Origin of the sequence: Micromonospora polyrhachis (genome assembly GCF_014203835.1) — a bacterium.
In the GTDB taxonomy this organism is placed as follows: Bacteria; Actinomycetota; Actinomycetes; order Mycobacteriales; family Micromonosporaceae; genus Micromonospora_H; species Micromonospora_H polyrhachis.
This window is the reverse complement of the sequence record NZ_JACHJW010000001.1, coordinates 740,431-753,155: the sequence shown is the minus strand read 5'-3', so window position 1 is coordinate 753,155 and position 12,725 is coordinate 740,431. Positions and strand designations below refer to the sequence as shown.

The 12,725-nt window shown below is 67.0% G+C and carries 11 protein-coding genes; 9 read left to right on the top strand and 2 right to left on the bottom strand.

Translation table 11 applies throughout. The annotated features are described in order from the left end of the window. The first annotated feature begins 12 nt into the window (after window positions 1-12). The 4 genes from FHR38_RS03055 to FHR38_RS03040 all read left to right on the top strand — a co-directional run bounded on the left by FHR38_RS03055 (window position 13) and on the right by FHR38_RS03040 (window position 4,352). Window positions 13-1,317 (top strand): iron-containing redox enzyme family protein, encoded by a 1,305-nt coding sequence (locus FHR38_RS03055; protein WP_184532583.1) that lies wholly within the window; start codon window positions 13-15, stop codon window positions 1,315-1,317. Window positions 1,318-1,410: 93 nt separating this feature from the next. Next, on the top strand, window positions 1,411-1,794 hold the full coding sequence (locus tag FHR38_RS03050; protein ID WP_221448895.1) for a Rieske (2Fe-2S) protein: 384 nt from the start codon (window positions 1,411-1,413) through the stop codon (window positions 1,792-1,794). A gap of 28 nt (window positions 1,795-1,822) precedes the next feature. Next, complete coding sequence (locus FHR38_RS03045; protein ID WP_184532581.1) at window positions 1,823-2,950, top strand: class I SAM-dependent methyltransferase; 1,128 nt, start codon at window positions 1,823-1,825, stop codon at window positions 2,948-2,950. Beyond that, entirely contained in the window at window positions 2,937-4,352 is a 1,416-nt protein-coding gene (locus tag FHR38_RS03040; RefSeq protein ID WP_184532580.1) for an iron-containing redox enzyme family protein, read from the top strand. Before FHR38_RS03045 ends, FHR38_RS03040 begins: the two co-directional genes overlap by 14 nt. Before the next feature lie 71 nt (window positions 4,353-4,423). Here FHR38_RS03040 and FHR38_RS03035 read toward each other — a convergent pair whose 3' ends face one another. Both FHR38_RS03035 and FHR38_RS03030 read right to left on the bottom strand, forming a co-directional pair. Continuing rightward, the gene (locus FHR38_RS03035) at window positions 4,424-5,680 is read right to left on the bottom strand and encodes an ATP-grasp domain-containing protein (protein WP_184532578.1); all 1,257 of its coding nucleotides are present in this window, start codon (window positions 5,678-5,680) and stop codon (window positions 4,424-4,426) included. Window positions 5,681-5,687: 7 nt separating this feature from the next. Continuing rightward, window positions 5,688-6,992: a glutathionylspermidine synthase family protein gene (locus FHR38_RS03030; protein WP_184532576.1), complete on the bottom strand. Its 1,305-nt coding sequence runs from the start codon at window positions 6,990-6,992 to the stop codon at window positions 5,688-5,690. A gap of 105 nt (window positions 6,993-7,097) precedes the next feature. Between FHR38_RS03030 and FHR38_RS03025 the strand changes: the two genes are divergently transcribed. The 5 genes from FHR38_RS03025 (at window position 7,098) to cpt (ending at window position 12,707) form a co-directional block, all read left to right on the top strand. Then, window positions 7,098-8,441, top strand: a complete 1,344-nt coding sequence (locus FHR38_RS03025) for an MFS transporter (RefSeq protein WP_312881758.1) — start codon at window positions 7,098-7,100, stop codon at window positions 8,439-8,441. A 42-nt stretch (window positions 8,442-8,483) separates the two neighbouring features. Continuing rightward, entirely contained in the window at window positions 8,484-9,824 is a 1,341-nt protein-coding gene (locus tag FHR38_RS03020; RefSeq protein ID WP_184532572.1) for a cation:proton antiporter, read from the top strand. A 153-nt stretch (window positions 9,825-9,977) separates the two neighbouring features. Then, complete coding sequence (locus tag FHR38_RS03015) at window positions 9,978-10,994, top strand: phytanoyl-CoA dioxygenase family protein (protein WP_184532570.1); 1,017 nt, start codon at window positions 9,978-9,980, stop codon at window positions 10,992-10,994. Window positions 10,995-11,550: 556 nt separating this feature from the next. Continuing rightward, window positions 11,551-12,054: a serine acetyltransferase gene (locus FHR38_RS03010; protein WP_184532568.1), complete on the top strand. Its 504-nt coding sequence runs from the start codon at window positions 11,551-11,553 to the stop codon at window positions 12,052-12,054. Between the two features lie 119 nt (window positions 12,055-12,173). Next, on the top strand, window positions 12,174-12,707 hold the full coding sequence (gene cpt / locus FHR38_RS03005) for a chloramphenicol phosphotransferase CPT (RefSeq protein ID WP_312881757.1): 534 nt from the start codon (window positions 12,174-12,176) through the stop codon (window positions 12,705-12,707). Window positions 12,708-12,725: the final 18 nt, after the last annotated feature.

The following is a 12,725-nucleotide window of genomic DNA, read 5'->3' as shown; positions in this document are numbered from 1 at the left end:
GCTCGGAGCCGGTTGTCCACGGGTGAGCCGCACATCCTGCACGGCGCGAACCCGTACCGCCGGATGCTGATGCCCGACGCGATGTCCGAAGTGGACTTCTCGGCGTCGCTGGGGGCGACTGAGCTGACCAGTCACCGGTCGTTGGCCGCGCACCGGGTGCTGGGCACGTTCTACGAGGCGGAGACGATCCTCCTACCGGAGCAGGGGCTACAGGACCTGCGTACCGATTTCGACCTGTTCTACGGCACAGATCTGCGTCGCCTCCGGGAGTCTTCCCTGTCGGATCTGGAGGACTTCGCCTTCGGGTTCCTCGACGACGAGGTGGACGTGACCGGGGCCTGGACCGTCGAAGCGCTCGACGCCTACTTCCAGCACGCGGTGGCCGAGGCGGACGCGGGGGAGTCGCCAGCCCTGACGGCTATCACCGCCGCCCGCCGCCCCACCGTGGCCGCCGACACCTATCTCGTCCAACTCGCGCTCGACGGGCTGACCGAGGCCTCCGCGATGTCGAAGAACCTCGGCGGTGCCTACGGGCCCGAACAGTCGGCGCTGTTCAAGATCTTCATCGACGAGTTCGGCTACGGTGTCCATGACGCCAAGCACACGACGATCTTCGCGAAGCTGCTGCGGAGCCGGTCCATGGCCAGCCACGTGCACGCGTACTGGAACTTCTACCTGGCTGCGCCGCTGGCGACCAACAACTACTACTACTACGTGTCCCGCGACCATGCGAAGTTCTTCCGGTACGTCGGGGCGGTCACCTACGCCGAGCGGGTCTTCGCACCGAGTTTCGTCAAAATGATCGCGACCTACCGTGAGGTCTTCGGCGACGACGTCGACCTGCACTACGCCGACGAGCACGCGCACATCGACCAGCACCACGGACGGATCACCCGGGACGAGGTGCTGTTGGCACTGGCGAAGCGGCACGGCCCGGGCGTCATCCCCGAGCTGGCCCGGGGCATCGCCGAGGCCAGGCTGCTGGGCAGCTGGTTCGACGAGGACACCGCCGCGCAGATCGGGTGGGCCGACACCATCGGGTACCACCGGGAACTGGGGCTGAAAGCAGCGGCGGAAAGCGACGAGGGCCGCCGGATCGATCTCGCGGCGGGCAGCCCGTTCGGCACCCGCAGCCATGACCGGACAACCGCTCTCGTGGTCGCGGACGGCGAGCTTGACCTGGTCACCACCGCCACCGGCGAGCCGGACCGGATGACCCGGGGCGATGCCGTGCTCATTCCGTCCGGTCGGCTGTACGGCCTCCAGGCCGTCTCACCGACCTGCACCTACGAGGTTCGCCCGATAGCCGACCAGTAAGGCGTCCGCCAGGGTCGATATCGGCCCTCAGCCATGCCCAGCCGGCCGGGGCAGGTCCTTTTCGTAGGAGGTGGAACGATCAGCAACATCGTGGTGATCGATCTTCGACGGCACAACACCGTGCTGGTCGGTCACGAGCGCTACTTTCTGTTCCAGACCGAGACGCGATGGCGGATGGTGCACGACCGCTGCCCGCATCGGGGTGGTCCACTGAGCCTGGCTCGACGGACCCCCGACGGCCGGCGGCTGAGCTGTCCGTGGCACGGCACGAAGATCGGGGTTGCGGCGCTCTGCCGTACGGCACTGCCGATGGTGCGCAGTGGCGACGAGGCCACCGTGGTCCTGCCGGGCACGAGCCAGGACGCCCCGGTGTCCGTCATCCGGCGCCGCATTCTGGCGAACCTCCCACCGGACGCCGACGCGGAAACCGACCCAACCGACTGCAACAGCTCCACAGGTTCAGCACAGCCACATTGACCGGTGACCCTTCGACGATGCGGGGACGATGAACAGCGGTGTAAACGGAGCCCGGCTGACCGATGTCGAGCCGGTCGGTCGCGACCTGCCCGACGGAGACCAGGTGACAATCCACCTGACCGAGGGCGACGCTCTTTACCAGACGGCGCAGTACGCACAGGCGGCGCGCGCCTACCAGGCGGCGCTCGCCTCGGATCAGCACAACTGGCATGCGATCACCGGATACAACCGGTCGATCCGACGGTACGTGCCGCGGTGGCACTTCGAGATGATGCACGACCAGGAGCGGGCCGAGCGTTACGAGAAGGCGATCACCGAGGTCGTCTCCCCGGACACGCTGGTGCTGGACGTTGGCACCGGGTCTGGTGTGTTGGCCCTCATGTCCGCCCGGGCAGGTGCCGGTCAGGTGGTCGCCTGTGAGGCACAGCCGCTGGTGGCCGAGGTGGCCGAGCGGATCGTCGAGCAGGCCGGCTACGGCAGGACGGTCAGGGTGGTGCCCAAGATGTCCACCGACATCCAGGTGCCGATCGACCTGCCCCGACGCGCGGACGTCCTGGTCACCGAGACGTTCGACTGTGGCCTGCTGGGCGAAGGGATCCTCGCCACGATCGCGCACGCCCGGGAATACCTGCTCACCGACGACGCGGTGATCGTGCCAGGCCGGGCGAAGGTGTTCGCGCAACTGGTGGAGAGCACCGCGCTGCACCGCAAGAACCATGTCGGCGAGCTGTACGGATTCGACCTGTCCGAGTTCAACCGGCTCTCCTCCCTGGAGTACTTCGACTCGCGGTTGAGCCGGCACGAGCACCGGAACCTGTCAGCGCCGTTCGAGGTGTTCGACTTCGACTTCTACCGGGATGGCCCGACCGGTCGACGCGTCGAGCTCACGGTTACGCCCAGCGCGACCGGTGTCTGCCACGCCATCGTCTTCTGGTTCGAGTTGGAGCTCGTGCCGGGGATCACCGTGACGAACTCGCCGGAACATCCGACGACGCACTGGAAGCAGGCGATACAGGGACTGGGCGAGCCGATCCCGCTGCGTGCGGGGATGCCGCTGACCCTCGGCATCCGACACGACGGCCTGCACATCCACTTCGACATCGCCGGAAACAGACAGGACCGAGACGGGGACGGGGATGACCATGCCCAGCACTGAGCTGACCGACGCGGTGTCCGCGTACTGCGCACACCGGATCTTCCAGGCGGGGCCCGAGATCTACCTGCGGGGAAACCCGTACCAGCGGCCGGTCGGATTCGGCGATCTCGACAACGTCGACTTCACCGTTCCACTCACCGAGGACCAGTTCCTCGACCACCGGCAACTGGTCGCGGGTCGGATGCTGACCAACGCGTACGAGAGCGGCATGGTGTTCCTGCCGCCCGAGGGGGTCGGTCCGGTCCTGCCCGACTTCGAGCTGTTCTACGACGACGAGGTACGCCGGCAGCGCGACGTCGTACGACCACGGCTCGAACGGTTCGTGTTCTCGTTCCTGGAAACCTCTACCCCGAAGCCTGCGGTGCGCACCCTCGACGAGCTTGAGGCGTACTTCCTGGCCGAGGTGAACGCGGTCGGGTCACCGGCCGACCAGACCGGCAACAACCCGGCGGTGAACACCACCGCTCCGGTGCGCGGCACGATGCGGGCCATCACCGAGTGTCGGCACGCCGAGGAGGCCGCCGCGCTGCACCTCATCCAGCTTGCCCCGGATGCGCTGATCGAGGCGTCCGCGATGGCCCGCAACCTGCCCGGCTCGTACGGCGTCGCGCAGTCCGAACTCTTCAAGATCTTCCTGGACGAGTTCGGTTACGGCGTCTACGAGGCCAAACACAGCACGATCTTCAAGAAGATGCTGGCCAGCGTCGGCATGCACACCGACGTGCACGCCTACTGGCACTTCTATCTGAGCGGGTCGCTGGTCGGGAACAACTACTTCAACTACCTGGCCGAGGACCGCCGGGGCGTGTTCCGCTACATGTCCGCGGTCACCTATCTGGAGTGGCTGTTCGCCCAGGGCTTCGCCGACACCGGCACCATGCTGCGCGTGGTCTTCGGCGACCGGGTCGACACGAAGTACTGCGACGAGCATGCCCACATCGACATCCATCACGGCCGGATGGCGTACGAGAATCTGCTGCTGGGCCTGGCCCGGACCCACGGTGAGGTGGTGATCCCGGAACTGGTCCGGGGTGTCGAGGAGACCAAGGTGCTGATGCGGCTGGGCGACGAGGACTTCCTCGCCCAGATCCGTTGGGCCGACTCGCTGGACGAGCACACCCGGCTGGGGGCGGTGCTGGCGACCAGCGCCGTCGACGAGGGCACGGCGGTCAGCCGGGCCCCGGACGACCCGTTCACCACCCGGGTGTACGACACCGACCGACTGATCGCGGTGGCCGACGGCGAGGTCGACGTCTACGCCTGGGCCACCGAACGCCCGCACCGGCTCGGCCCCGGTGACGTGCTGCTGGTGCCCAGAGGTCGGTTACACGGGCTGAAGGCGGCGTCCGGCCAGGTCAACTACACGGTGCGCGAGGTGAGCCGGAACGGCCCGGCCGACTGAGGCCAGCCGCTCCGGCGGTGGTGGTCCACGAAGTGCGTTGCCTTCGTGGACCACCACCGCCGAAACAGCCGTTACTCCGGCTCGATGACCAGTTCCCGTTCGAGTTCGCGGATCGCCTCGCGGTCGGCGTACACCTGCTCCCGGCTCTCGTGGGCGAGGATGATGTAGCCCATCGACATGCTGGAGACCAGGTCGGTGGTGGCCTCGACCCGGTCGCCGGTCTTCACCAGGAAGACGGGGGAGTGATAGCTCGGCAGTGAACGGGCCTTGTCGAAGATCTCGGCGTTCTTGACCACACCCGACGCGTTGGCGATCAGGAAGAGCGCCATGACCGGCTGCCGCAAATCGAAGCCGTCCGGGAGGCTGGCACCTCGACCGGTGCAGATATCGATGATCCGGCTCAACTGGCTGCTGCCCGCAGCGATCTCGGAGACCAGTGGCTTCATCGCACCCGCCGGCCGTGGGTTGATCTCGATCAGTCGGGGGCCGTCCTCGGTGAGCATGACCTCCGTGTGCGCGGCCCAATAGCGGAAGCCAACCGCGTCGAGCGCACCGAGGGTGTAGTCCAGCACCTCGCCATACGCGTCCGTGTCGTACGGCAGCCACTCCACGTTGTCGTAGATGGCCATTCCCCGCTCGTTGTGCACCTTGAGATAGCACCCCAGGTCGGTCACCGAGTGGTGCCCGTCGAAGCTCACCGTGTCGATGGCGAACTCCGTGCCGGTGACGTACTCCTGGACCAGTACCTGCTCGTTGATCGCGCCGTACCGGTTGGTCGTGCCCAGCAGTTCGGCGTGGAGTTCCCGCCAGCCCTTGCCGCCCTGGGCGAAGCCGACACCGTCTGTACCGGCGCTGGTGGCCGGCTTGACCACCAGGTCACGCCCGGTCAGACCCTCCCGCTCGATCCACTGCTCGACCTCGTCGGCATCCGCCGTGCAGATCTGTCGCAGGACGGGCAGGCCAGCCGCGGCCACCGCCTGGTGTGACAGGTACTTGTTGCGCCGGGCCGCTGCGAGTTCCGGCACGTTGACCTGGTGCGGGGTCAGCACCTGGGCGATCCGACCACACAGCCCCTCCACCCGGTCCGTTCCCGGGATGACCGCCACCGTCTCGCCCAACGTCCGGAGCCGCTCGATGGCCACGTCGACATCGCCCCGGTGGTCGATGACGGCGTCGTACCGGTCGGAGTCGAAGGCGGTGAGCACCCCGATACCGGGCAGGGTCGAGTCGAGCAGGGCCACCGGGGCGAAGCCGGCCTCCCGCAACATCGGTGGGATCAGGCTCGCGGAGGAGAAGGGTTCGGCCAGGGCGACGATCCGTTTCGTCATGGGTTCCTTACTCTCCTGGATATGAGAAGACGCAGGTGAAGGCCGAGCCGGTGGCTTCGTTGATCACGGTGCCGGCATCGGCGGGAAGGGCTCTGATGAAATTGCCCGCGTAGCCCTGCTCGAAGACGAACACACCCCAGGCGGGCAGCCAGTCGACGAGCGTATCGCCGTCCGGCACGGGTTCCGGCGCTGGTGCCACCCGCTCCTGGACGATGTACGGAGTCGTCGACGCCTTCTCGAAGGCGGCGGCCCACTCGTCCGGGGTGACATCCCAGCCGATCGTCACCCCGGCGCCGCTGGCCCCGACTGCGGGCTTGAGCACCAGCCGCTCCCGGTTGTCCCGGCAGTGCTCCCAGATCGCCGGCGTGACCCGGCGGGTCCAGGGCAGGATCCGGTCGACCATCGCCGCCTCGTCGGGGGAGAGCCCGCCCTGTTGCCGCAGTTCGGACACCAGCGCCAGGATGCCCTTGTTGGCGTAGATGCCGTAGTCCAGCGAGGCGAAGAAGATCGTCCGCCCGGCCTGGTGCGCCCGCAGCACCGGAGCCAGCCACTCCTCGGCCCGTGGGTCGGCGCAGATCTCCTCCAGCGTGAAGTAGCGCATCGCGACATCGACCGGAGTGCCGTCCACGGTCAGTTTGCCGTCCTGGGAACCGAGCTCACTGATGTGGCAGATCCTGATGTCGATGCCGTGCGGGGCCATGTGCTCGACGAACGACACGTAGTTGTCGAGGTAGGTCGCCATGTTGGTGGAAATGTCGACCAGGGCGACGACCGGGTCGGCACCGCCGGTCACCGGAGCCGCCAACCTGCGCAGATATCGGGCGATCTCCTCGCCGGTGTCGACGTAGCTTAGATCCTGCTCCCGGGCGAAGGCGCGGAATTCCGACAGCTTCAGGTAACCCTGGTTCACCGCAGCCCAGTCGACGCCGCCCAGTTCGCTGCCGGTGTTCAGCTCCAGCAGCTTGAACGACTCACCGTCGTGGTAGAGGTCCGGACGGCCGTAGAGCGGAGTTCGGCCCTGCGCTGCCGCGGCACAGGCCAGGGCAGTCGCCCGTTGGCTCATGCCGAGATCCACGCAGAGCCGGGCCACGTCGCCACCGTAGAGCCGGTCAGGGAGCGAGAACAGCAGTTCGTGCAGGGCCTGTACGTCAGCGGCGACCTGTCGCAGCTCGCCCTCCGCGACGAACAGCGGACGGGACAGCTGTCGCTGGCCGTACACCCGGGCGAAGGTGGGCTCCAAGTCGAGCTCCGAGCCGGCCGTCCGCAGTGGACTCTCCGGGTCGGCACACGCGTTCAGATATGCCTTGGTCACGTGATTCATGTGGTGCGGCCCCCAACGTTTCTGATCGGGGAATGTGCGGGGTAGCCACGGAGTCGGGGCGCACCCACAATACAGAACGAGATCGAATCTGTCGGTATGAACATCGCGGGCAACGGGGCTCCGACGGAGGCCGCTGTCGACAGTGGAGGGGAATCCATGAAACCGGCTGCGCCACCGACGGTCATCAGTACAGTCCGGAGCATCACCGCTCCGGTATGGGTCCTTTTGGTCGGCACATTCGTCAATACTCTCGGTAGTTTCCTGATGCTGTATCTGACGTTGTACCTCACCCAGAAGGGACTCTCGCCGTACTACGCCGGGCTCGCCCTCGGTGCGTGGGGAGTGGGGCGGATCGTCGGGGCGTTCGTCGGTGGCTCCATCGCCGACCGGCTCGGCTATCGGATCACGATGGTGGTGTCGATGATGGCCACCGCGGTGTTCATCGTGGGGCTGGTCGCCGCCGCCAACCAGCGCAATCCGTGGCTGGTCGTGGTGACCTCGCTGGTGGCCGCGTCGGTTGGCGGCATCTGGCGTCCGCCGGCCCAGGCGATGCTCACCGAGCTGACCCCACCGGAGCGGCTGGTCATGGTGACGGCGGTATGGCGGCTCTCGTTCAACGCCGGGATGTTCGCCGCTCCGGTGCTCGGTGCGCTCCTGTCCCGCTACTCGTGGGACCTGCTCTTCTGGGTGGAGGCTGGCTCGTCCGCGATATTCGGCTTGTTCATCCTGATCGGGATCCCCCGTGACCCGCATCCGACGCCGCCTGTCGTCACCACGTCGACCGGGACCTCCGAACCTGCTGGGAAGGGCACCGGCTACCTCCGGGTCCTCGCCGACGGCACCTTCGTGCTCTTCCTGGTGGCGCTGCTGGTCAACGCCATCGTCTACGTGCAGGCACCGGCGGTGCTGGCGCTGCACCTGCACGATATCGGCCATCCCACCGAGGTCTTCGGCGCGGTCGCGTCCCTCAACGCCCTCATGGTGATCATTCTGGAGATACCGGTCACCAAGGCGATGCAGCGATTCCAGGCACGAACCGCCATCGCGATCGGCATGGCGCTGACCGGGATCGGGCTCAGCTTCTACAGCCTGCCGCTCGGGCTTGTCGGGCTGGTCCTGGCCACCATCGTCTGGACGATGGGTGAGGTGACCGCAAGCCCGTCCATGATGGCCTATCCGGGCCTGGCCGCGCCGCCGGCCATGCGTGGTCGTTACATCGCCGCCGCCACCGTGGCCAACCAGGCTGGTTACTCGATCGGCCCGGTGGTCGGCACCGCGGTCTGGGCGGGGCTCGGCGGGCATGTCTTCTGGATCTGCGGTGTGTTGTCGGTGGTCGCGATCGCGGCCGTGCTGGCCGGGACGCGCACCCTGCGGAATTTCCACGACACCACGCCAGCGTCCGACGACACGGATTCGGTCACCCCCGCGCCGTCCGCCTAGCTCGCTGGCAGCCACCACCCGGAACCGCCTGAAGGATTCGACATGCCACTACCGCCGGCTGCCTTGACGGCCGAAGAACTGCTCGTGCTACTGCTGCAACTCGGATTGCTTCTCCTGCTCGCGCTTCTGCTTGGCCGGCTTGCCGTACGTCTGGGGTTGCCGGCGGTCGCCGGAGAGTTGTGTGTCGGAGTGTTCCTCGGTCCGACCCTGCTGGGGCAGATCGCGCCGGACCTCTCGGGGTGGCTGATGCCGCAGGACGCCCACCAGTTCCACCTCCTGGATTCCATTGGTCAGCTGGGCGTGCTGCTGTTGGTCGGCATCACCGGTATCGAGGTCGACCTCGGGCTGGTCCGCCGCCGCCGTGGCACCGCTCTGTCGGTCGGCCTGGGCGGCCTGGTGATTCCCCTGTTGCTTGGAGTGGGGGTGGGATTCCTGGTGCCTGGCTGGCTGATTCCCGACGGGACCAGTCCGGTCGTGTTCGCGCTGTTCCTCGGCGTGGCCATGTGCGTCAGCGCGATCCCGGTCATCGCCCGGACCCTGATGGACCTGAACCTGTTGCATCGCAACGTGGGCCAGCTGACGTTGGCCGCGGCCACCATCGACGACGTCTTCGGGTGGTTCATGCTCTCGATCGTCTCGGCGATGGCCGCCAGCGGAGTGCGGGCCGGAAACGTCCTTCTCGCGCTGTTCTACCTTGGGATGCTGGTCGTGCTCGCGTGGTGGGTCGGTCGGCCGGTCGTCCGGGCAGTGCTGCGTCGTGCGAGTCGGTTCACCGAGTCCGGGCCGACCATCACCTCGGTCACGGTCATCGTGTTGCTCTCGGCCGCCGGCGCACACGCCCTTGGGCTGGAGGCGGTCTTCGGTGCCTTCGTCGGCGGCATCCTGGTGGGGTCCTCCGGAGCAGTCGACCTCGCCCGACTGGCGCCGCTGCGTACCGTGGTCATGGCGGTCCTGGCACCGCTGTTCTTCGCCACCGCCGGGCTGCGACTGGACCTCACGACGTTGTGGGATCCGGTGATTCTGCTGATGGCTGTCGTCGCGTTGGTCATCGCGGTCGTCGGCAAGTTCGCCGGGGTGTTCATCGGCGCAAGGCTCGGGGGACTCGATCGCTGGGAGAGTCTCGCGGTGGGGGCCGGGCTGAACGCGCGCGGCGTGATCCAGATCGTCGTCGCGACGGTGGGGCTGCGGCTCGGTGTCCTGAACACGGCGACCTACACGATCATCATCCTGGTGGCCATCGTCACCTCGCTGATGGCAGCACCGGTGTTGAAGGCAACGATGCGTCGTGTGGAGCACACCGAGGAGGAGGAACTGCGGCGACGCGAGCGGGCGGCCTTCACGGATGCGGGTGTCCCACAGCCCGGATCGAGCAGCGCCACCTGACCCGGCTCCCAGCAACATCTCTCGATCATTTGGGGGTTGCGTTCGCTGTGTGGCTACGGGAAGCTCATGCGATTAGCTACACCAGAGATCGCCGACCGGGCGGTCCACACCCATTCCGCGTGTTCGATCCAGCACGATCAGGAGTGCGCCAAGGTGGAACAGCTTTCTGTGCCTGCCGGGCAGGCCAACGACGTGATGACCGCAGCGGAGGTGGAGGCATTCTGGCGTAACGGGTTCGCCGGGCCCTTCCCTCTCGACATACCCGCCGACGAACTGGCCGAGCTGGGTAACCAGTGTGAGCGCATCGTCGTCGAACGACAGTCGCATCCCCTCTACGACCGGTACGCCCTGCGCGACTGGCACCTCATCGACAAGGACCTGGAGCGGCTCTTCACCCAGGACGCGATCGTCAACCGGGTCGTCCAACTGCTCGGCCCCGACCTGCTGCTCTGGCGGTCGAAGATCTTCTACAAGCCGCCGGGCGCCGACGCCATCGGTTGGCACCAGGAGTGGGGCAAGTTCGACGGGGAGGAGATCGGCAACTCGACGCCCTCGTTGCAGCCACCGGTCTTCGGCGAGGACATCTGGGACCTCACCATCTGGGTGGCACTCGACGATGTCACCCCCGAGAACGGCCCGTTGCAGTTCGCCGCGGGGACCAACCGGACCAAGGTGCCGTGGAGCAAGGTGCCGATGACCCAGTCAGCGTTCTATGAGGAGCCGTTCGAGGGGCTGACCAAGGAACAGATCGTCGCGCGTACCCGCAACAGTGAACTCGTCCTGGACATCGACACGGCGGACTGGCTTGACGGGTTCGACGTGGACACGGCGAGTCTGCCCGAACTGACGGACCACCTCCGCCGCCGGTTCGACCAGCTCTCCGCCAAGTTCACCGAGTTCGAGCCGGACCCGGACACGGTGGCGACCATGGAGATGCCGCGCGGCAGTTTCGTCATCTTCAGCGAGCGCACGATGCACGGGTCACCGGCGAACAACTCCGACCGGCGACGGATGGCCGTCAACTGTCGGATCGCCAAGGCGGACACCCTGGTGTATCCGGGTCGTCTCGCCGGCGACATGATCGACGGGTCCAACCTCGACATCAGTCGGCATGAGAGCGTGCTGGTCGCCGGCGAAGCCGTGGAGACACGCAACGTCATCCGCCGCTAGGCGACCAGATCCGCAGTCGTGCGACCCTGTCGGATCAGGGCGAAGGGTGTTGAAGTCGGATGCTGACGACCGACCTCAACACCCTTCTGCCGACTCGGCCATGAGTCGTCGACTGGTTTGGACACGCCCGTCCGCTTGGGACCTAACCGGAGTAGTGACTGTTCGTTGGGTGGTTCTGGGCTGGGGTCGTGGTGGCAACGCGGCTGGCGGTGTCCCGGTGCGCGGCGGCCTGGCCCTCGTGAACCGCGGACCTGTCCTCGGTGGCGACCTGGCGGGACCGGTCGCGCTAGAGAAGGTAGCCCGTGATGAGGCTGATTACCGCGGCAGCAGCGATGATCGCCCATATCCATGTCATGACCGCAGCATAGTTTCGGTAGTCGATGGGACGGGGCGGCTCGGTGTCAGCCTGAGCGGTGGCCGCTCCTGCCCGGACCCTCGGATGATCGTCGCCGAGACGACAGCGGGCTGATCGACGTGGTTACTGTCGGCTATCTGACGGTGGCCGCATCGGGGCGGTCGGCCAACTCCGATTCATCGATATTCTACGCTTCGTCGCATGTTCGACACGTTGCGTAGGGATTTTCGGCGAAATCGAGATCCACTCGCCAGGATCGTGCTGACCGTGTTCCGGTTCGGCCAGTGGACGGTGGCCCGCCGTACGCTGACGCGCCGGCTGTCGACCATCCCGTACAAGCTGCTCAACCTTCTGGTGGTGCGGCTCGGCACCAACAGCGACCTGCCCCGGGAACTGCGCTGCGGGCCGGGACTCAAGCTGTTCCACCCCTACGGGCTTGTGCTGCACCGGGATGCCCGCCTCGGCGAAAATATCAACATGTATCACCATGTGACCATCGGTCGGAAGGACTTCACCGGCGAGCCCGTGATCGAATCCGAGGTGACCTTCGGAGCGGGTGCGGTCGTGCTGGGACCGGTCACGATCGGCTACCGGGCGAAGATCGGCGCGGGCGCGACGGTCCTCGACGACGTACCCGCCTACGGCACCGCCGTCGGGCCGCGCGCCTCGGTACGCGGCCCCGCCAACCTGTCCGTACGCCCCTGACCGAGCTGACCACTCCCTGCGAGCGGGCGCGGTGACCGGGACGCTCCTCGGGTCGTGACCGGGTGTCATCCCGCCGTAACCGCCTTGCGGTGATCGGTAGTCGATCTTACTGTCGGGCGGTGACAACTCAGGTGATCGTGCTGAACGGCGGTTCCAGTTCGGGAAAGTCGGGGATCGCGCGGTGTCTACAGGCGGTCCTGCCGGACCCGTGGTTGGTTATCGGAGTCGACACGCTGATCGAAGCGATGCCCGCGTCCATGCAGGCGTCAGCGGCGGGGATCGAGTTCGCCCCAGATGGTGGAGTGAGTGTCGGGGCGGACTTCCGGCGGTTGGACGCCGCGTGGATGGCGGGGGTCGCGGCGATGGTTCGCGCCAGCGCCCGGATCATCGTCGACGACGTCTTCCTCGGTGGTGGGGCATCACAGCAACGCTGGCGGGAGGCGCTCGGCGGGTTGACCGTCCTGTGGGTCGGCGTCCGATGTGCAGGCGCGGTCGCCGCCGGTCGTGAGATCGCCCGGGGCGACCGCGTCCAGGGAATGGCCGCGGCACAGGCGGAAATGGTCCATCAAGGCGTGGTCTACGACCTGGAGGTGGACACCACCCGTGCCGAGTCCCTCGCGTGCGCGCGAACCATCGCGGCCCGGATCGGGTGATCGACAATTCGGTGGCGG

Bases quoted from the DNA above. Each gene is read 5' to 3' on its own strand.
- FHR38_RS03045 (WP_184532581.1), top strand. From the start codon at position 1,823: ATGAACAGCGGTGTAAACGGAGCCCGGCTGACCGATGTCGAGCCGGTC.
- FHR38_RS03040 (WP_184532580.1), top strand. From the start codon at position 2,937: ATGCCCAGCACTGAGCTGACCGACGCGGTGTCCGCGTACTGCGCACAC.
- FHR38_RS03035 (WP_184532578.1), bottom strand. From the start codon at position 5,680: ATGACGAAACGGATCGTCGCCCTGGCCGAACCCTTCTCCTCCGCGAGC.
- FHR38_RS03025 (WP_312881758.1), top strand. From the start codon at position 7,098: ATGAACATCGCGGGCAACGGGGCTCCGACGGAGGCCGCTGTCGACAGT.
- FHR38_RS03020 (WP_184532572.1), top strand. From the start codon at position 8,484: ATGCCACTACCGCCGGCTGCCTTGACGGCCGAAGAACTGCTCGTGCTA.
- FHR38_RS03010 (WP_184532568.1), top strand. From the start codon at position 11,551: ATGTTCGACACGTTGCGTAGGGATTTTCGGCGAAATCGAGATCCACTC.